This window comes from Pseudoxanthomonas sacheonensis, from assembly GCF_031455975.1.
Lineage (GTDB): Bacteria > Pseudomonadota > Gammaproteobacteria > Xanthomonadales > Xanthomonadaceae > Pseudoxanthomonas_A > Pseudoxanthomonas_A sacheonensis_A.
On record NZ_JAVDTT010000003.1, the window covers coordinates 296,540 to 313,999 of the forward strand.

The following is a 17,460-nucleotide window of genomic DNA, read 5'->3' on the forward strand; positions in this document are numbered from 1 at the left end:
GATATCTCCGGAGACCGTGCCATGACCCGCACCAGCGCCCAAGCCCTTGCCATCGCCCGGCCCGTCATCCAGGGCCTGATCCTACTCAACGCCTTCTATGCCCTCTGCCTGGTGGCCCTGCTGGTCTTCAGCTTCTTCATCGAAGGCTGGCCGCAACGCCCCCTCGGCTTCGACATGGTCAACGCCCACCCGCTGGTGGGGCACGGACTGCGCGCCATCGTCCTCATCGGCTTTGCCGGCGCCGCCCTCGTCCACACCCTCCTGCGGCGCCTGCTGGCCATCGTCGACACCGTACGCAGCGGCGACCCCTTCATCCTGGAGAACGCCCAACGCCTGAACGCCATCGCCTGGACCATCGCCGCCCTGGAAGGGCTGCGGCTGATCGTCGCCGCGATTGCCGCGGTGGTGTGGGAACCGGGCAAGGTCGACGCCTTCTCCTTCGCCGCCTGGCTGGCGGTGCTGCTGATGTTCGTCCTGGCCGGCGTATTCGCCCACGGCGCGCGCATGCGCGCCGACCTAGAAGGCACGGTGTGACATGGCGATCCTGGTACGCCTGGACGAAAAACTGCACGAACGGCGCATGACCCTGACCGAACTGGCCACGCGCGTCGACATCACCGTGGCCAACCTGTCGATCCTCAAAACCGGCAAGGCGAAGGCGATCCGCTTCTCCACGCTGGAGGCGATTTGTGTGGCGCTGGATTGTCAGCCGGGGGAGTTGTTGGAGTTTCGGGGGGAGGATCAGGCGGGCGATGCGGTTGCTGAGGTTGCAAGCGACGGAGCGGACGCATGAAGAATGACAAAGAAGAGCCCGGAAGGCGCAGACATAATTAATTCGTCATCCCCGCGAAGGCGGGGACCCAGGGACTTTGCTTTTGCGTGATTCAAGTCGCTGGGTTCCCGCCTTCGCGGGAATGACGACTGAAAGTTTTATGCGCTGTGGAGCTTTTCTGAAGAATGCGCACGGGTCAGGCGAAGAGCACCCCTCCCCCTCAGCCGCTTGAGGCGGCTTCGAGCTCCCCTGCTTCGCAAGGGAGGAGGCAAAAGCGGATTACGCGAACGGATCCTGTAGCACCATCGTGTGGTCGCGGTCCGGGCCGGTGCTGACGATGGACAGCGGGCAGCCGGCCAGTTCTTCCAGCGCGCGCAGGTAGGCGCGGGCGGCGGCGGGGAGTTTGTCCCACTCGGTGACGCCGTGGGTGTTCTCTTCCCAACCCGGGAATTCCAGATACACCGGCGTGCACTCTTCCCAACCCTGCGCGTCCAGCGGCGCGTATTCGGTGCGCTTGCCGTGGTACTCGTAGGCGATGCAGATCTTCAGCTTCTCCATGCCGTCCAGCACGTCCAGCTTGGTGATGCATAGGCCGCTGATGCCGTTGATGGCCACCGCCCGCTTCAACGCCACGATGTCGATCCAGCCGCAACGGCGCGGACGGCCGGTGGTGGCGCCGAACTCCTGGCCCTTGGCGCGGATCAGTTCGCCGGTTTCGTCGTTCAACTCGGTCGGGAACGGACCGCCGCCCACGCGCGTGGCGTAGGCCTTGCAGATGCCCAACACGTAATCGATGGCGTCGGCGCCCACGCCGGTGCCGGCCAGCGCGCCGCCGACCGTGGTGTTGCTGGAGGTGACGTAGGGATAGGTGCCGTGGTCGATGTCCAGCAGCGAACCCTGCGCGCCTTCGAACATCACCCGCTTACCCTGCTTGCGCAGATCGTGCAGGATGCCGGCCACGTCGGACTTCATCGGCTGCACGTATTCGCCGAAGGCCAGCGCTTCGTCCAGGGTCTGCTGGAAATCCACCGGATCGGTGCCCAGGTATTGGGTCAGCACAAAGTTGTGGTAATCCAGCGCCACGCGCAGCAGTTCGGCCAGCTGCTGCGGGTAATGCAGATCGGCGATGCGGATGCCGCGGCGCGCCACCTTGTCCTCGTAAGCCGGACCGATGCCGCGCCCGGTGGTGCCGATAGCCTTGCCGCCGGCCTTGAGTTCGCGGGCCTGATCCAGGGCGATGTGGTACGGCATGATCAGCGGCGCGGCCGGTGAGATCTTCAGGCGCGAACGCACTTCCACCCCGTTGGCTTCCAGCTCGCCGATTTCCTTCATCAGCGCCGCCGGGGAAATCACCACGCCGTTGCCGATCAGGCACAGCGCATCGGCGCGCAGGATGCCCGAGGGAATCAGGTGCAGGACGGTCTTCTTGCCGTTGATGACCAGGGTATGGCCGGCGTTGTGGCCGCCCTGGAAGCGCACCACCGCGCCGATTTCCTCGGTGAGCAGATCGACGATCTTGCCCTTGCCTTCATCGCCCCACTGGGCACCGAGAACGACGACTGACTGACCCATGATGTTTGAACTCCGGATAGTGGGACGATGGGCCGTAGGACGGTAGGAGCGACGTAAGTCGCGAAACGGCGCTCTTAAAAGAACTGGTGTTCGCGACTTACGTCGCTCCTACGCGGGCCCTAGACGCAGAAAAAGCCGGAGGGGAGAAGAGTCCCCATCCGGCTTTTGTGCATTATCCGGGTTTTGGGGGGCGGGGGCTACCTCTATCTTCCCTTCTCCCATTGGGAGAAGGTGCCCGTAGGGCGGATGAGGGAGGGGGAATTCGGACCCACGGGAACTCCACTACAAGCGGAATTTCCATTCCCTCATCCGTCGCTTCGCGCCACCTTCTCAGCCTTGCACACCCCTACGGGGCGCCGGTGGGAGAAGGAAAGCGGGTCAGCGATCGCTCTTCATGTACTGCAGGAACGGATCGTCCTTGTCCAGGACGATGACGCTCTGGCCGTCGGAGAAGGAGGTGCGGTAGGCCTCCAGGCTGCGCTGGAACGCGTAGAACGACGGATCGCGGTTGGCGGCCTCGGCGTAGATGCGGGCCGCTTCGGCATCGCCCTCGCCTTTCAGCTTCTGCGCATCGCGTTCGGCTTCGGCCACCAGCACGGTCTGGTCGCGGTCGGCGGAGGCGCGGATGGTGCGGGCCTGCTCTTCGCCCTCGGCGCGCAGCTTGCTGGCCACCTGCATGCGCTGGGCGCGCATGCGCTCGTACACCTGCTTGATCACTTCACTGTCGGTGGGCAGGTCGATCTGCTTCAGACGGATGTCGGTGATGTGCATGCCCAGGGTGGCGGCGCCTTCGTTGATGGCGGTGAGCTGCTTGACCACGATGTCGTTGCGGTCGCCGGACACCAGCTGCTGCAGGGTGCGCGAGTTGATTTCGTTGCGCAGCGAGTCGGTGATGATGGGCGCCAGGCGCTCGTTGGCGGTCTTCTCTTCGCCGCCGGTGGCGCGATAGAAGGCGCGCACGTCGGAGATGTAGCCCACGGCGAAGAAGTCGACGCTGACGTCCTTGCGTTCCAGGGTCAGGTAGCGCTCAGGCGCGGTTTCCAGGATCTGGAAGCGGCGGTCGAACACGCGCGCGGTTTCCACCAGCGGCACCTTGAAATGCAGGCCCGGCTTGATGTCGGCGCGGGCCACCCGGCCCAGGTTCAACACCAGCGCGGTCTGGTCCTCGCGGACGATGTAGACCGAGCCGAGCAGGCCGAACAGGATCACGGCCACGATGGCGGCGTAGAAGGAAGTTTTCATCGTTCGACCTCCTCACGGCCGGTGGGTCGCGCAGGGCGTTCGTTCGAATTGGCAGGCACGGTGCTGCGCACGGGCGGCATCAGCACGTCGCTGGGCAGCACCGCCGGTGCGGGCGCGGCCGGCGCGCCGTTCTGCGCGGGCATCGGCACGTAGATCAGCTGCTTGCCGTCGCCGCCGACGACCTTGCGGTTCTGCGCCAGCACGTGCTGCACGGTTTCCAGCCACAGGCGCTTGCGGGTGACATCGGGCGCGGACTTGTACTGTTCCTGCAGCAGGCTGAAGCGGGCGGCGTCGCCGGTGGCGCGGGCCACGGCGGCGGTCTTGTAGCCGTCGGCGGTGGTACGCAGGCGCGCCGCTTCGCCGCGGGCTTCGGGCACGACCTTGGCGGCGTAGGCCTGAGCCTGGTTGACCAGGCTTTCGCGGACCTGCTGGGCGCTGTTGACCTCGTCGAAGGCGGGTTGCACTTCGGTGGGTGGGCGCGCGTCGGGCAGGTTGAGTTCGGTCACGACTAGGCCGGTGCGGTAGGCGTCGAGCGAGTGCTGCAGGCGCTCCCTGGCCGAACTGCCCAGCGGGCCGCGCATGCCGAGGACGGTGTCCAGGTCGGAACGGCCGACCTGTTCGCGCACGGCGCTCTGGGCGGCCTGCTTGAGCACTTCGTCGGCGTTGCGCGAGCCGAACAGGTACAGGCGCGGATCGCTGATGCGGTACTGCACGTTGAGCGAGACGGTGACGATGTTCTCGTCCTTGGTCAGCACCGGCACGGTGTTGCTGAAGGTCTTGATTTCGGTGGCGTTGACCTTGGTGACCCTTTCGATGGGCCAGGGCCACTTGAAGTTGGGGCCGGGCTGCATGATGCGGGCGAACTCGCCGAAGCGCAGGACCACGCCGCGCTGCTGTTCGCCGATCAGCTGGAAGCTGCTGAACACGATCAGCAGGGCCAGGCCGAGGGCCACCCAGCGCAACGGATTGCCGCCGCTGCCGTCGAACAGGCCGCGCAGGCGGTCCAGCAGGCCGTTCAGATCGTTGCCGCCGCCCTTGTTGCCTTTCGGCTTCCAAGGGTTGGGCCTGGGCTTTTCGCCGTCGCCGTTCGATCCGTTGCCGCTGCTACCAGGGGTGTTCCAGGCCATGCCTACTCCACGTTTGTATGGTCGTGCAGGCCAGGGCCCACTGCGAGGTTCGATTCTACTAGATAGGGCCGTACCGCCCGCCGGACAAGCCTGACTTTGGGCAGGGGTGGTCGCGCCAATGCCTGCTGCAGGCGGCGGGCCGGGGCCCGCCCTATGCCATCCATTCCTCTGGCAGCACTTCGGGCAGCAGCGCCTCCAGCGGCGCGCCGCCGGCCTGCACCGCCAGGCGCTGGGCGTCGGCGAGCGAGAGGTCGACTTGCAGATGCCAGCCGTCCTCGTCGTGGGTTTCGGCGCGCACCGCGCCCAGGGCATGCAGGCGCGAACGCAGGCGTTCGGAATGCGCGGCCGGCAGATGCAGCGGGCCCTGCACGCGCACCAGCGACAAACGCTGGGCCAGCGTTTCTTCCAGCAGGTCCAGGCCCAGTTCGTCGCGGGCGGATAGCCAGACGCGTTCGCGGCCTTCGTTGGGAACGTCGCGGCGCGGCTCGGCACCTTCGATTCGGTCGATCTTGTTGTAGACCAGCACCTGCGGAATGTCGCCGGCGCCGATGTCCTGCAGCACCGAATCGACCTGGGCGATGCGGTCCTCGCGCAGCGGATCGGCGGCGTCGATGACGTGCAGCAGCAGGTCGGCCTCGCGGGCCTCGGACAAGGTGGAACGGAACGCGGCGACCAGTTCGTGCGGCAGATCGCGCACGAAGCCGACCGTGTCCGAGAGCATGATCGCGCCGCCGCGCAGATTCACCCGGCGCACGGTGGGATCCAGGGTGGCGAACAGTTTGTCGGCCGCGTAGGCGTCCGAGCCGGTCATGGCGTTGAACAGGGTCGATTTGCCGGCGTTGGTGTAGCCGACCAGAGCCACCCGCGGCATCTCGCTGCGCACGCGGGCGCGGCGCATCTGGGTCTGCTGCACTTCCACTTTTTCCAGGCGCTTCTGCAGTTGGTCGACGCGTTTTTGCAGGAGTCGACGGTCGGTTTCCAGCTGGGTTTCGCCGGGACCGCGCAGGCCGATGGAACCGCCGCGCTGGCGTTCCAAGTGGGTCCAGCCGCGGACCAGGCGCGTGGCCATGTGCTGCAGCTGGGCCAGTTCCACCTGCAGCTTGCCTTCGAAGCTGCGCGCGCGCTGGGCGAAGATGTCCAGGATCAGCCCGGTGCGGTCCAGCACCCGGCGCTCCAGGAATTTCTCCAGATTGCGCTCCTGTCCCGGCGACAGGGAATGGTTGACCAGGATCAGATCGGCGCCGGTGGCGTCGGCCGCGGCCTTCACCTCATCCAGCTTGCCGCTGCCGATATAGGTCGACGGACTGGGCTTATCCACCCGCGCGGTGATCACCGCGGCGATGGACGCCCCGGCGGAACGGGCCAGATCGGCGAATTCCTCCTGCGCCCCGTCATCGGGCGAACTTCCCCCGGAACCCGAGCGCATGGGCTGTATCAACAGGGCGTGCTCGCCCTTTCTGGATCTTTCGAACATGGGACAAGTGTGGGGGCAGAAGCCCGGATTACAAAGGGACAAGCCGCTTTTGCTTCAGATTTGGCCTTTACTCGCTCTTCGAGCCCCGTGAGCCGCGGCAAGCGGGCCGGGAAAAACCCGAAGGGCGGCGCACAGGGATGTGCGCCGTTTCCGTAGGCGCAGGATGCGCCTTACGGAAATTCCCGGCGCGCTTGCGGACCCCACGGCTTCATCGTGGGGCGCGGCGTTAGGGTGTGTTTCTTTGGTTACTTTCTTTGCACAAGCAAAGAAAGTAACTCGCGCGAAGCGCGAAATGCTTCTGCCTCAAGGAGCAAATCCCAAAAGCCAAAGTCGCTGGGTCCCCGCCCCCAACTAAAGTACTCGAGGGCAGGCTCTTCGCGGAGATGACGGCAAAAACCGAGGATGACGGCAGGAGCAAGATCAAAAGCACCCCTCCTCAATCCTCCCCTGCGCTGCGCGCAAGGGAGGAGGCAGAAGCAGAAGCAAGATCAAGATGGATCCCAGCTTGACCAGCTGCGCTGTTGAAGGCCGCTGGGATGACGTCATGATTTGGAACGACGCTGCGAACTGGAAAGACGTCGGAACAGTCGGATCGCCAGAGAAAAAACAGCAACCCTACTCGTTCTCGTCGCCGCCTTCCTCGCTGCCGTCCTCATTGCCCTGCACATACCCGCCACCCGGCCCAACCCGCACATTGCGCGCCGGCACCACCGTGGAAATGGCGTGCTTGTAGACCATCTGGCTGACCGTATTGCGCAGCAATACGACGAACTGATCGAACGACTCGATCGTGCCCTGCAGCTTGATGCCGTTGACCAGGTAGACCGAAACCGGCACCCGCTCACGGCGCAACGCATTCAGGAAAGGATCCTGCAAGGATTGCCCCTTGGACATTTCTAACTCCCGCCTATTTCAATAGGTGTTGTTTTTATTGGTCCGGAACGGCGCAAGGCTCCCCTGCCGTGGTCCGGTGACCCGATGTTACACAACATCGGGCGCTTGACCAGCTACCCAGTGCCCAGATTCGAGGGCAGGAACAGGGCCAGGGCCGCTTCCAGGGCCTGACGATCGGTCAGCGGATCGAACCAACGCGCGTCCTGCTGGCCGCGCAGCCAGGTGAGCTGGCGCTTGGCCAACTGGCGTGTGGCGAAGATGGCGCGGTCGCGGAACTCGGCTTCCGGGACGGTTCCATCGAGGTATTCCCAGGCCTGCCGGTAACCGACGGCACGGATCGCCGGCAGATCCAGCGGCTTGTCGATCGCCTGCAACTGCGGCAGATCGCGCAAACGATGCACTTCCTGCAGGAAGCCGGCCTGGAGCATCGCGTCGAACCGCAACTCGATGCGCTGGTGGAGCAGCGCACGGTCGCGCGGCGAAAGCACCAGTTTGAGCACGCGGAACGGCAGACGCTCGCGCACGGACGCCGCCTGCCATTCGCTGATGGGCTTGCCGCTGAGACGGAACACTTCCAGCGCGCGCTGGATGCGTTGCGGATCGGTGGCTTTGATCTTCGCCGCGGCGCGCGGGTCGACCTTGGCCAGCTCGGCATGCAGCGCCGGCCAGCCCTTGTCCGCGGCTTCGCCGGCGATGATCGCGCGGACCGCCGGATCCGCTTCGGGCATCGGCGCCAGCCCTTCCAGCAGGGCCTGGAAATACAGCCCGGTGCCGCCGGCGAGGATCGGGATCTTGCCGCGCGCGGCAATCGCATCCAGCGCGGCGCGCGCATCGGTGGCGAACTCCGCCGCCGAATAAGGCTGCCACGGCTCGCGCACATCGATCAGGTGATGCGGTACTGCCGCGAGCATGGCCGCATCCGGCTTGGCCGCGCCTATGTCCAGGCCGCGATAGACCAGCGCCGAATCGACGCTGACGATTTCCCCGTCGAGGCGTTGCGCCCATTCCATCGCCAATGCGGTCTTGCCCGAGGCGGTGGGACCCATCAGGGCGAGGGCGATCGGCCGGCGATCGGCCACCATCAATCGTCGTCCGGCCAGCGGATCGTCGGCGCCTGGGTTTTGCCGCGCGGCATCGGAACCGCCGCGACTGCATTCCAGATCTTCAGCGCATCCACCGTGGCGGCCACGTCGTGCACGCGCAGGATCAGCGCGCCGCGCTGCGCGGCGATGAGATGAGCGGCCACCGAAGCGGCGACGCGCTCCTGCGCAGCGTCGCGGCCGGTGAGTTCGCCGAGGGTGCGCTTGCGCGACAGGCCGGCGAGCACGGGCATGCCCAGTTCGGCGAAACGTTCCAGTTGCGCGAGCAGCGACAGGTTGTGCGGGGTGTTCTTGCCGAAGCCGAAACCCGGATCGACGATGAGGTTCTTCTTGGCGATGCCGGACATCTCGGCGGCGAAGATGCGCTCGGTCAGGAAGCGGTGCACATCGCCGACCACGTCGTCGTAATCGGGCGCCTGCTGCATGGAATGCGGTTCGCCCAGCATGTGCATCAGCACGACCGGCACGCCCAGCGCCGCGGCCGCCTCCAGCGCGCCTTCGCGGCGCAATGCGTAGACGTCGTTGATCATGCCCGCGCCCGCCGCGACCGCGGCGCGCATCACTTCCGGCTTGGAAGTGTCGATGCTGATCGGCAGCGGGATTCGCTTCGCCAATTGCTCGATCACCGGAATCACGCGGCGGAGTTCTTCCTCGATGGAAACCTGTTCCGCGCCCGGACGCGTGGATTCGCCGCCGATGTCGAGCAGGTCGGCGCCCTCCTCCACCAGCTTCAACGCATGCGCCACCGCGGTTTCCAGGGTGTCGTGCGTACCGCCGTCGGAGAAGGAATCCGGGGTGACGTTGACGATGCCCATCACCTGAGGGCGGTCCAGTTTGAGGATGCGGCCGGCGCAATCGAGTTGCGGGGTGATATCGAACATGGCGCTCCTTCCCTTCTCCCGTCGGGAGAAGGTGGCCCGAAGGGCCGGATGAGGGTACGGCAGAGTGAAATCCAGCCACTTTGCGAGGTTTGGCAACAAGCGGCTTTGCGGATGCGGCCAAATAACCGCGAACTGCGCCCTCGCCACTTTAGCCGTACCCTCACCCCAACCCCTCTCCCGGTGGGAGAGGGGCCTAATGCATCAGGTCTGCGCGGCAGGCCCGCCGATCGGAGGCAACGGACGCGCATCGCCCCGGTCGTCCGGCTTGGTCCAGCCCATCGGCGGCGGCGGATCGCGGCCTTCCATCACCGCGTCGATCTGCGGCACGTCGATGGTCTCGTATTCCAACAGCAGCTTGGCCATCGTGTGCAGCTTCTCGATGTTCTCCTTCAACAGCGCGCTGGTGCGGTTGTAGGCTTTGTCCAGGATGCCGCGTACGACTTCGTCGATCTTGCGCGCGGTGTCGTCGGAGACGCTCTTGTGCTGAGTGACCGAACGGCCGAGGAACACTTCGTCCTCGTCCTCGCTGTAGGCGATCGGACCCATCTCGTCGGACAATCCCCACTTGGTGACCATGTTGCGGGCCATCTTGGTGGCGCGCTCGATGTCGTTGGAAGCGCCGGTGGTGACCTTGTCGGCGCCGAAGATCAATTCTTCGGCGACGCGGCCGCCGTACAGCGAGCACAGCTGCGACTCGATGGCGGTGCGGTTATAGCTGTACTTGTCGCCTTCGGGCAGGTACATGGTCACGCCCAGCGCGCGACCGCGCGGGATGATGGTGACCTTGTAGACCGGGTCGTGTTCCGGCACCAGGCGTCCGACGATGGCGTGGCCGGCCTCGTGGTAGGCGGTGAGGGTCTTTTCGTCCTCGCTCATGGCCATGGAACGGCGTTCGGCGCCCATCAGGATCTTGTCGCGGGCCTTGTCGAAGTGGTCCATGCGCACTTCCTTGCCGCTCTCGCGCGCAGCGAACAGCGCCGCCTCGTTGCAGAGGTTGGCGAGGTCCGCGCCGGAGAAACCGGGGGTGCCGCGGGCGATGACCATCGGCACCACGTCGTCGGCCAGCGGCAGCTTGCGCATATGCACGCGCAGGATCTGTTCGCGGCCCTTGACGTCGGGCAGGCCGACCACGACCTGGCGGTCGAAACGGCCCGGACGCAACAGCGCGGGATCGAGCACGTCGGGACGGTTGGTGGCGGCGATCACGATCACGCCTTCGCCGCCTTCGAAACCGTCCATCTCCACCAGCAACTGGTTGAGAGTCTGCTCGCGTTCGTCGTGACCGCCGCCCAGACCGGCGCCGCGATGGCGGCCGACGGCGTCGATTTCGTCGATGAAGATGATGCACGGCGCGTGCTTCTTGGCCTGGTCGAACATGTCGCGCACGCGGCTAGCGCCGACGCCGACGAACATCTCCACGAAGTCCGAACCGGAGATGCTGAAGAACGGCACCTTGGCTTCGCCGGCGATGGCCTTGGCTAGCAGGGTCTTGCCGGTGCCGGGCTGGCCGACCATCAGCACGCCGCGCGGAATCTTGCCGCCCAGCTTCTGGAACTTGCCCGGATCGCGCAGGAACTCGACCAGTTCGCTGACTTCTTCCTTGGCCTCGTCGCAACCGGCCACGTCGGCGAAAGTCACCTTGATCTGGTCGTCGCCCTGCAGCTTGGCGCGCGACTTACCGAAGGACATGGCGCCCTTGGCCCCGCCGCCGCCGCCCTGCATCTGCCGCATCATGAAGATCCAGAAGCCGATGATCAGCAGCACCGGCAGGAAGGTCATCAGGATGGAACCCAGGGACAGGCCGCTGGCCGGCTTCTCGCGGGTGATGGCGACGTTCTTCTTCACCAGCATGTTGACCAGGTAGTTGTCCTGCGGCCCGTAGACCGTCCCGGCCGTGCCATCGGTGCGCTTGTACTGGATCGCGTTGGTGACCAGGTTGCTGTCGTTGGTGAAATTCACCGACGCCACCGAACCGTTGTCCACTTCCTGCAGGAACTGCGAATAGTTGGTCTCGGCGCCGGCGGCGGCGCCCAACTTCGGCGAAAAACTCTGGAACACCACCATCAGCACGACGGCGACGACTACCCACAGCAGCAGATTCTTGCTCAAGCCGTTCATCCTCATTGACTCCGGTGTTTCCTATAACTCGATTGGAAGACTACAACGAACCACGTCATTTCATGTGCAGAAGCTTGCCCTGCCCCAGCGCATAGACTTCCGGGGAGCGCTTGCGCGAGGCATCCGGCTTGCGGATGACCACTTTTTCGTAGCGCCGCCGCAGTTCGCGCACGTAGTCATCGAAACCCGTGCCCTGGAATACCTTGATCAGGAACGCCCCGCCGGGTTTCAGATGGCCGTCGGCGAAATCCATCGCCAGCTCGGCCAGATGCATCATGCGCGGCTGGTCGACCGCGTCCACACCACTCTTATTGGGGGCCATATCCGACAGCACAAGGTCCACGGGATGGCCGTTCAACATGGCTTCCAGTTGCGATAGGACGTCATCCTCCCTGAAATCCCCATGAAGGAAGTCCACCCCGGCCAAACTGGGCATCTCCAGGATGTCCATCGCCACCACCCGGCCGCTGTCGCCCAGCGCCTTGCGCACGAACTGCGACCAGCCGCCCGGGGCGGCGCCCAGGTCGACCACCACCATGCCCGGCTTGAGCAGGCGATCGCGCTCGATCAGCTCTTCCAGCTTGTAGGCCGCACGCGAACGCAGGCCCTCGGCCTGCGCCTTCTTCACATAAGGGTCGGCGAAGTGCTCTTTGAGCCAGCGTTGGCTGCTTTTGCTGCGGGTGGCCATGGGCGCGTCAGTCCCCCGGACCGCGCGCAGGCGGCTGGAGAAAGGGGTTCGGTGGGGCGGCCATGATACCCTGAACCCCCTCGAGACCCCGTACCGCAGCGCATGTCCACAGCTTTGACCTCCAGCCAGTCGCGCTTCCTGCGTGGCCAGGCCCACGACCTGAAAGCCCTGCTGCAGATCGGCGCCAAAGGACTTACCTCGGCCTTCCTCGCCGAACTGGATGCGGTGCTGGAACAGCACGAACTGGTCAAGGTGAAGATCGGCGCCGAAGATCGCGAAGCGCGGGATGCCATGATCGGGGAAATCGTGGAGAAGACCGGATCCGCCCTGGTGCAGCGCATCGGCCATGTGGCGGTGCTGTACCGGCCGAGCAAGGACCACCGCCAGATCGTGCTGCCCCGCAAATAGCGGTAAAGGGTCAATAGTGAAGTGGGAATAGTTGAAATCGCGCTTTTACCCCTTGCCACTTACCCTTTTCCCTTTACAGCTCCTCCCATGCAACTGAACCACGAGCTCCCCGACTACACCTACGCCCTGCGCGCGGCCGACGGCCACAGCGCCAAAGTCAACGAGCGGGTGTTGGAAGCCAGCTTCATCTTGGCGCCGAACGAGTTGCTGGAGGGCTGGGCCGTTCGCGAAAGCTCGGCGCTGGTGCCGGAAGATCTCGCGCCGCTGCTGGCCATGAACCCGGAATTGGTACTGCTGGGCACCGGCGAGCGCCAGGTGTTTCCGGCGGCGGCGGTGATGGCGGCCTGCCTGACCCGCGGCATCGGCATCGAAGTGATGACCAATGCCGCCGCCGCGCGCACGTTCAATGTGCTGGCCGGCGAAGGCCGGCGCGTGGTGGCGGGATTCCTATTGGCGCCATGATCCCGGCCGCAGGCTCGCGGGCGACGACCGCGGTCGCGAAGAAAGCGGCCGCGCTCGTATCTCTGGGAGCGCTGTTGGCGGCCGCGCTGTTGGCGGCATGCGCACCCGCCGCGTCGAAAGACCGCTTCGAGGACTGGAGCGCAACCACCGCAGCGGCAGGCGTCGCAGAATATCGGCAATACCTCCAACGCCAAGGCCTGGACGACGTCGCGCCGATGCCCGCGCTATTGCGAAGCGCGCGAAGCTGGCGCGAATGCAATGCCGGGGAATTCGCTTTGCCGCCGCGTGCGCTGTGGCCGAATATCCTGCCCACGCTGCGCGCGTTGCGTCAGTTGCAGACAGCCGGACTGGTCGACGGCCGCAAGGTCGCTTCCGGTTATCGCGAGGGGACGCTCAACCGCTGCGCCGGAGGCAGTGCGCGCAGCCGCCATCTATCGAACAACGCCCTGGATTTCGACCTCTCGGAGTCGCCGGACAACGTCGAGCGGCTATGCGATTTCTGGCGTAGCAAAGGGCCGGCATTGAAGCTGGGGCTCGGCTTCTACACCGATACCCGGATCCATCTGGACACATCCGGCTTCCGTACTTGGGGCAGCGATCACACTTGGCGGACGTCGTTGTGCAGTCCGCGTGCGTCAGCGTCATAGCGCCGGTCGTACGACTGGATTCGCTCTACGGCGACGGGTTCAACGCTTCGGCAGGTACTGCAAGGGATCCACAGGCTTGCCGTTGTAGCGGATCTCGAAATGCAGCATGTCGCGCGAGGCGCCGCTGCGGCCCATCTCCGCAATCTGCTGTCCGGCCTTTACGTTCTGGCCCTCGTTGACTAGGCGCTTGCGGTTGTGGCCGTAAGCGGACAGCCACGATTCGCTGTGCTTGATGATGATCAGTTCGCCGTAACCCACCAGGCCGCCGCCCGAATACACCACCACGCCGTCGCTGGCCGCGCGCACTGCCTGGCCATTGGCGCCGGCGATGTCGACGCCCTGCTTGGTGGCGTCGCCGCTGGTGAAGCGTCCAATGACCACGCCTTCGGCCGGCCAACGCCAATTGAAGCCGCTGCTGGCCGGTCCCGGCGCCGGCTTGGCCGCGACGGGCGGCTTGGGAACGGCAGGCGCGGGTCGGACGACGGTGGTCGCCGGGCGCGTGTCGCCCGCGGTCCTGCCGCCACTGGGCGGATAAAGCCGGAGGCTCTGCCCGGGATAGATCGTATAGGGCGAACTGATGTTGTTCCAGGCGGCCAGATCCCGGTAGTCGATATCGTTGCGGAAGGCGACTCCGAACAGGGTATCGCCGCGCTGCACGCGCACGGTCGCACCGTATTTGGGTTTCGAGACGATGCGCTGCGAGGGGTAGGACGACGGGGAAGTTTCGCGCACGACACTGCTGCTGCATGCCGCCAACAAGGCGACCACGGCCATGGCGGCTACTGTCTTATGCGTAATCCATCCGCTTCTGTTGGTCATTTTCCGTTCGTCATTCCGTCGTTGTTCCGCGTCATCCGCCGTTCGCTTTCCACACCAACCAGCCGATCAACGCCACCAGCACCACCGTGGAGACCCAGCCTATCGGTTCGATCCAGCGATGCAGCGCCGCCTCGGCTCGCGCGCCTCCAAGTTTGATCGCGCCTGCCACCAGATAGAGGCGCTTGCCGCGACCCACCAGCATGCTGGCAAGGAACGGTAACAGCGGCACACCGACAATGCCTGAGGCCCAGGTGAATATCTTCAGCGGGATCGGCGTGAATCCGGCGAGCACCAGCAACCAGAACGCTTTCCATGGCGACTCCGCCACGACCTGCCGCAGATGCGTCACCTGCTCGTTTATTCCGGCGCTCCAGCCCAACCATTCGATCACCGGTTTCAGCGCTTCGAACGCGTAGTGACCCAACGCGTATCCGACCAACGCGCCGGCGAGCGAACCGATTAGGCTCAAGGTGGCGAACCAAAGCGCGCGTTTCGGTTGCGCCAGCGACATCGGCGCGAGCATGACTTCCGGCGGAACCGGAAAGATGATGGCTTCGACGAAACTCAGTCCGGCCAGCATCCTGGGCGCATGCCGGTGTTGCGCCCACTGGATGGCGCGGGCGTACAGCGGTCCGAATATTTTCATGCCTAGGGCCTGTGAACGCTATTCGGATAGGCCACGCCGCACCTGAGTGCGTGCAGGGCAAGGAAGAATGAGGAAGTGTATGTCGATACACGACCGAATGATGACGCTGCCCTGTGCGCACTCAGGTGCGGCCCTTCGGGTTGCTGCGCCCAGGCCGCCATGCGCCCGCGCACGGCTTGAACAGGCGGCCAGCCTGCCGCTGCGCCGCGCACGAACACCTGACGGCCTGGGCGAAGCAACGTGACCTATCCGAATAGCGTTCACAGGCCCTAGTCCAATGTACCGGACAGCAGCGGAACGAACACCACCGGCGCCAGCACCTCTTCGTCCACGCCGCCGTCTTCGCGCTTGGTCAGCTTGATCAGCGATTGCGACGAGGCGCCGCCCACCGGCGCGACCAGGTGCGCGCCGACCGCGAGCTGATCGACCAGCGCATTCACCAGCGCGGGCGCTGCGGCGGTGACGATGATCGCGTCGTAGGGCGCGTGCTCGGTCCAACCGATGCGCCCGTCGTCATGCTTGCTGCGAACGTTCATGCCCAACTGGCGCAGACGCTTGCGCGCCTGCCGCAGCAGGTCGCCGATGCGTTCGACCGTGTACACCTCCAGCCCCAGCGCCGCCAAAATAGCGGCCTGGTAGCCGGAACCGGTGCCGATCTCCAGCACTTTTTTCGGTGTCGCGTTCTGCAGCAACGCCTCGGTCATGCGCGCCACCACCCACGGCTGGGAAATGGTCTGGCTGTGGCCGATGGGCAAAGCGGTGTCTTCATAGGCACGGGTCGCCAACGCTTCATCGACGAACAGATGGCGCGGCACCGTACGCACGGCATTGAGCACGTTCTCGTCGCGAATGCCCTTTTCGCGCAAACGCTCGACCAGACGGTCGCGAACGCGCTGAGAAGTCATGCCCTGCCCTACGGCCTCCCGTAACCGTGGCGTCACGCCGATGCCTCCAGCGAAGCGCTCAGGCCGCCGACCCAGCTGGCGACTTTTTCCAGCGCCTGGAAGCGCGTCAAATCGACATGGATCGGCGTGATGGAAATGAAACCGGTGCGTACGGCATGGAAATCGGTGCCGGCGCCGGCGTCCTGCTCCGGCCCGGCCGGCCCGATCCAGTACACCGTGCCGCCACGCGGATCGGGTTGCGGCAGGCAGGCCTCGGAACGGTGGCGATTGCCCAGCCGGGTGACTTCGAAGCCGGCGATCTGGTCCCACGGCAAATCGGGCACGTTGACGTTGAGGATGGTGTCGGCCGGCAGCGGATCGGAATTCAGCCGCGCCACGATCTCCACTGCGGCGCGCGCCGCAGTCGCGAAATTATTGGCCTTGTGATCGGTGGTGACCAGCGACACCGCCACTGCGGGCAGCCCCAGAAAACGTCCTTCCATCGCCGCCGACACGGTTCCCGAATAGATCACGTCATCGCCCAGATTGGCGGCGTTGTTGATGCCGGACACGACGATATCGGGTTCGATGTCCAGCATTCCCGTCAGCGCCAGATGCACGCAATCGGTAGGCGTGCCGGCGACACGCCAGGTCTGCTCGTCCAGCTTCTTGATGCGGATGGGCAGATCCAGGGTCAGCGAATTGCTGGCGCCGGAGCGGTCGCGGTCTGGCGCCACCACCAGGACTTCATGGCCCGCGGCGCGCAGGCCCTCCGCAAGGATTCGGATGCCGGGGGCGTCTACGCCGTCGTCGTTACTTACCAGTACGCGCATGGGGTTCCTCAGGTACGGACCCATGATACCGCACGCTCTTGCGCACCGCCCCGATGCCGTTAACCTGCGACCATGCCGATACCATCCGACGACGACGATGCCGCGCTGTTCCGCGAAGCGATAGGACCCGTCAAGCCTTTGCCGGAATCATCGCCGGCTCCCAGCAAACCCAAACCCAGGGCCCTTGCGCGCATGGCCGAACGCGACGAGCAGGATGCGCGCAGCGAATTCCAGCGTGGACTTGACGATCTTTCCGCATTGGCAGCGGGCGATACCCTGAGTTACCGGCGCGATTCGGTGCCGCCTGCGGTCTTCCAACGATTGAAACGGGGACGCTTCTCGGCGCAGGACGAACTGGATCTGCACGGCGCCACCCTGCTGCAGGCCGAATCGATGTTGAGGCATTTCCTTGCCGAAGCTCACGCCCACGAGTTCGGCTGCGTGCGCATCATCCACGGCAAGGGCCAGCGCGACGATGGCGGAATGCCGGTATTGAAAAACCTGGTCGACCGCGTGCTGAGGCAACGCGCCGACATACTCGCGTTCCACTCCGCGCCGGCCGCGCAAGGCGGTACCGGCGCCGCATTGGTGTTGTTGGCTCGGCGCTGAATCCCGTATATGGCGCCGGGATTATTCTACCGCCGCCACCGCTGGCGCGTGTTTCCTCGGCGGATTCACCCACACCACCTGAATCCCGCGTTCCTTCGCCATCTCTTCGACCATGGCCATATACCTTGCGTCATGCCCGGTGTATTCCATGACCTGCTGCTTCGGCACCGTGTCGCGATAAGTGGTTTTCTGCGTGCTTGCGCAACCCACAAGCAGCAACAGTCCCAATGACAAAGCCGTGATTCTCAAAAGAGTCTTCATGACACCCTCCGGTTCGAAAGCCA

20 protein-coding genes are annotated in these 17,460 nt (G+C 65.1%); 6 read left to right on the top strand and 14 right to left on the bottom strand.

The window, feature by feature from the left end; genetic code table 11:
- Positions 1-21 precede the first annotated feature (21 nt).
- Together J2W94_RS13565 and J2W94_RS13570 are read left to right on the top strand one after the other, a co-directional pair.
- On the top strand, positions 22-534 hold the full coding sequence (locus tag J2W94_RS13565) for a DUF2975 domain-containing protein (protein ID WP_310094394.1): 513 nt from the start codon (positions 22-24) through the stop codon (positions 532-534).
- A 1-nt stretch (position 535) separates the two neighbouring features.
- Positions 536-793 (top strand): helix-turn-helix domain-containing protein, encoded by a 258-nt coding sequence (locus tag J2W94_RS13570; protein WP_310094396.1) that lies wholly within the window; start codon positions 536-538, stop codon positions 791-793.
- Positions 794-1,051: 258 nt separating this feature from the next.
- Here J2W94_RS13570 and J2W94_RS13575 read toward each other — a convergent pair whose 3' ends face one another.
- The 9 genes from J2W94_RS13575 to rlmE form a co-directional block, all read right to left on the bottom strand.
- Positions 1,052-2,344, bottom strand: a complete 1,293-nt coding sequence (locus J2W94_RS13575; RefSeq protein ID WP_310094398.1) for an adenylosuccinate synthase — start codon at positions 2,342-2,344, stop codon at positions 1,052-1,054.
- A gap of 378 nt (positions 2,345-2,722) precedes the next feature.
- Positions 2,723-3,586 (bottom strand): protease modulator HflC, encoded by an 864-nt coding sequence (gene hflC, locus J2W94_RS13580; protein ID WP_310094399.1) that lies wholly within the window; start codon positions 3,584-3,586, stop codon positions 2,723-2,725.
- A complete protein-coding gene (gene hflK, locus J2W94_RS13585) occupies positions 3,583-4,713 on the bottom strand; it encodes an FtsH protease activity modulator HflK (RefSeq protein WP_310094403.1) in 1,131 nt (376 codons plus the stop codon). The genes hflC and hflK overlap by 4 nt, the downstream gene beginning before the upstream one ends.
- Positions 4,714-4,864: 151 nt before the next feature.
- Positions 4,865-6,187: a ribosome rescue GTPase HflX gene (gene hflX / locus J2W94_RS13590; protein WP_310094406.1), complete on the bottom strand. Its 1,323-nt coding sequence runs from the start codon at positions 6,185-6,187 to the stop codon at positions 4,865-4,867.
- Positions 6,188-6,802: 615 nt separating this feature from the next.
- Positions 6,803-7,081: an RNA chaperone Hfq gene (hfq, locus tag J2W94_RS13595; RefSeq protein WP_310094408.1), complete on the bottom strand. Its 279-nt coding sequence runs from the start codon at positions 7,079-7,081 to the stop codon at positions 6,803-6,805.
- A 113-nt stretch (positions 7,082-7,194) separates the two neighbouring features.
- Positions 7,195-8,163 carry a tRNA (adenosine(37)-N6)-dimethylallyltransferase MiaA gene (miaA, locus tag J2W94_RS13600; protein ID WP_310094410.1) on the bottom strand — a complete coding sequence of 323 codons (969 nt, stop codon included), beginning with the start codon at positions 8,161-8,163 and terminating at the stop codon, positions 7,195-7,197.
- Positions 8,163-9,062 carry a dihydropteroate synthase gene (gene folP, locus J2W94_RS13605; RefSeq protein ID WP_310094414.1) on the bottom strand — a complete coding sequence of 300 codons (900 nt, stop codon included), beginning with the start codon at positions 9,060-9,062 and terminating at the stop codon, positions 8,163-8,165. Before folP ends, miaA begins: the two co-directional genes overlap by 1 nt.
- Before the next feature lie 201 nt (positions 9,063-9,263).
- The gene (gene ftsH / locus J2W94_RS13610; RefSeq protein WP_310094417.1) at positions 9,264-11,180 is read right to left on the bottom strand and encodes an ATP-dependent zinc metalloprotease FtsH; all 1,917 of its coding nucleotides are present in this window, start codon (positions 11,178-11,180) and stop codon (positions 9,264-9,266) included.
- A gap of 55 nt (positions 11,181-11,235) precedes the next feature.
- Complete coding sequence (gene rlmE, locus J2W94_RS13615) at positions 11,236-11,868, bottom strand: 23S rRNA (uridine(2552)-2'-O)-methyltransferase RlmE (RefSeq protein WP_310094420.1); 633 nt, start codon at positions 11,866-11,868, stop codon at positions 11,236-11,238.
- A 102-nt stretch (positions 11,869-11,970) separates the two neighbouring features.
- Between rlmE and yhbY the strand changes: the two genes are divergently transcribed.
- From yhbY to J2W94_RS13630, 3 genes are all read left to right on the top strand, one after another.
- Complete coding sequence (yhbY, locus tag J2W94_RS13620) at positions 11,971-12,276, top strand: ribosome assembly RNA-binding protein YhbY (RefSeq protein ID WP_310094423.1); 306 nt, start codon at positions 11,971-11,973, stop codon at positions 12,274-12,276.
- Positions 12,277-12,363: 87 nt separating this feature from the next.
- Complete coding sequence (locus J2W94_RS13625) at positions 12,364-12,738, top strand: Mth938-like domain-containing protein (protein ID WP_310094425.1); 375 nt, start codon at positions 12,364-12,366, stop codon at positions 12,736-12,738.
- Positions 12,735-13,385 carry a D-Ala-D-Ala carboxypeptidase family metallohydrolase gene (locus J2W94_RS13630; protein WP_310094427.1) on the top strand — a complete coding sequence of 217 codons (651 nt, stop codon included), beginning with the start codon at positions 12,735-12,737 and terminating at the stop codon, positions 13,383-13,385. Before J2W94_RS13625 ends, J2W94_RS13630 begins: the two co-directional genes overlap by 4 nt.
- 39 nt (positions 13,386-13,424) lie before the next feature.
- On the opposite strand, the gene J2W94_RS13635 is transcribed toward J2W94_RS13630, so the two are convergent.
- The 4 genes from J2W94_RS13635 to surE all read right to left on the bottom strand — a co-directional run bounded on the left by J2W94_RS13635 (position 13,425) and on the right by surE (position 16,567).
- Positions 13,425-14,204, bottom strand: coding sequence for a peptidoglycan DD-metalloendopeptidase family protein (locus tag J2W94_RS13635; protein ID WP_310094430.1), 780 nt, complete (start codon positions 14,202-14,204; stop codon positions 13,425-13,427).
- A gap of 31 nt (positions 14,205-14,235) precedes the next feature.
- Entirely contained in the window at positions 14,236-14,850 is a 615-nt protein-coding gene (locus J2W94_RS13640; RefSeq protein ID WP_310094432.1) for a YqaA family protein, read from the bottom strand.
- A 269-nt stretch (positions 14,851-15,119) separates the two neighbouring features.
- A complete protein-coding gene (locus tag J2W94_RS13645; protein WP_310094435.1) occupies positions 15,120-15,791 on the bottom strand; it encodes a protein-L-isoaspartate(D-aspartate) O-methyltransferase in 672 nt (223 codons plus the stop codon).
- Positions 15,788-16,567: a 5'/3'-nucleotidase SurE gene (gene surE, locus J2W94_RS13650; RefSeq protein ID WP_310094439.1), complete on the bottom strand. Its 780-nt coding sequence runs from the start codon at positions 16,565-16,567 to the stop codon at positions 15,788-15,790. The genes J2W94_RS13645 and surE overlap by 4 nt, the downstream gene beginning before the upstream one ends.
- Positions 16,568-16,639: 72 nt before the next feature.
- Between surE and J2W94_RS13655 the strand changes: the two genes are divergently transcribed.
- Entirely contained in the window at positions 16,640-17,176 is a 537-nt protein-coding gene (locus tag J2W94_RS13655; protein ID WP_310094442.1) for a Smr/MutS family protein, read from the top strand.
- Between the two features lie 21 nt (positions 17,177-17,197).
- On the opposite strand, the gene J2W94_RS13660 is transcribed toward J2W94_RS13655, so the two are convergent.
- Positions 17,198-17,437, bottom strand: a complete 240-nt coding sequence (locus J2W94_RS13660) for a hypothetical protein (protein ID WP_310094444.1) — start codon at positions 17,435-17,437, stop codon at positions 17,198-17,200.
- Positions 17,438-17,460: the final 23 nt, after the last annotated feature.

Excerpts from the sequence above, each read along its gene's own strand:
- J2W94_RS13640 (WP_310094432.1), bottom strand. The coding sequence starts at position 14,850 with ATGAAAATATTCGGACCGCTGTACGCCCGCGCCATCCAGTGGGCGCAA.
- yhbY (WP_310094423.1), top strand. The coding sequence starts at position 11,971 with ATGTCCACAGCTTTGACCTCCAGCCAGTCGCGCTTCCTGCGTGGCCAG.
- hflK (WP_310094403.1), bottom strand. The coding sequence starts at position 4,713 with ATGGCCTGGAACACCCCTGGTAGCAGCGGCAACGGATCGAACGGCGAC.
- J2W94_RS13625 (WP_310094425.1), top strand. The coding sequence starts at position 12,364 with ATGCAACTGAACCACGAGCTCCCCGACTACACCTACGCCCTGCGCGCG.
- J2W94_RS13630 (WP_310094427.1), top strand. The coding sequence starts at position 12,735 with ATGATCCCGGCCGCAGGCTCGCGGGCGACGACCGCGGTCGCGAAGAAA.
- J2W94_RS13635 (WP_310094430.1), bottom strand. The coding sequence starts at position 14,204 with ATGACCAACAGAAGCGGATGGATTACGCATAAGACAGTAGCCGCCATG.
- hflC (WP_310094399.1), bottom strand. The coding sequence starts at position 3,586 with ATGAAAACTTCCTTCTACGCCGCCATCGTGGCCGTGATCCTGTTCGGC.
- hflX (WP_310094406.1), bottom strand. The coding sequence starts at position 6,187 with ATGTTCGAAAGATCCAGAAAGGGCGAGCACGCCCTGTTGATACAGCCC.
- J2W94_RS13575 (WP_310094398.1), bottom strand. The coding sequence starts at position 2,344 with ATGGGTCAGTCAGTCGTCGTTCTCGGTGCCCAGTGGGGCGATGAAGGC.
- J2W94_RS13655 (WP_310094442.1), top strand. The coding sequence starts at position 16,640 with ATGCCGATACCATCCGACGACGACGATGCCGCGCTGTTCCGCGAAGCG.
- J2W94_RS13565 (WP_310094394.1), top strand. The coding sequence starts at position 22 with ATGACCCGCACCAGCGCCCAAGCCCTTGCCATCGCCCGGCCCGTCATC.
- J2W94_RS13570 (WP_310094396.1), top strand. The coding sequence starts at position 536 with ATGGCGATCCTGGTACGCCTGGACGAAAAACTGCACGAACGGCGCATG.
- folP (WP_310094414.1), bottom strand. The coding sequence starts at position 9,062 with ATGTTCGATATCACCCCGCAACTCGATTGCGCCGGCCGCATCCTCAAA.
- hfq (WP_310094408.1), bottom strand. The coding sequence starts at position 7,081 with ATGTCCAAGGGGCAATCCTTGCAGGATCCTTTCCTGAATGCGTTGCGC.
- miaA (WP_310094410.1), bottom strand. The coding sequence starts at position 8,163 with ATGGTGGCCGATCGCCGGCCGATCGCCCTCGCCCTGATGGGTCCCACC.
- rlmE (WP_310094420.1), bottom strand. The coding sequence starts at position 11,868 with ATGGCCACCCGCAGCAAAAGCAGCCAACGCTGGCTCAAAGAGCACTTC.
- J2W94_RS13660 (WP_310094444.1), bottom strand. The coding sequence starts at position 17,437 with ATGAAGACTCTTTTGAGAATCACGGCTTTGTCATTGGGACTGTTGCTG.
- ftsH (WP_310094417.1), bottom strand. The coding sequence starts at position 11,180 with ATGAACGGCTTGAGCAAGAATCTGCTGCTGTGGGTAGTCGTCGCCGTC.
- surE (WP_310094439.1), bottom strand. The coding sequence starts at position 16,567 with ATGCGCGTACTGGTAAGTAACGACGACGGCGTAGACGCCCCCGGCATC.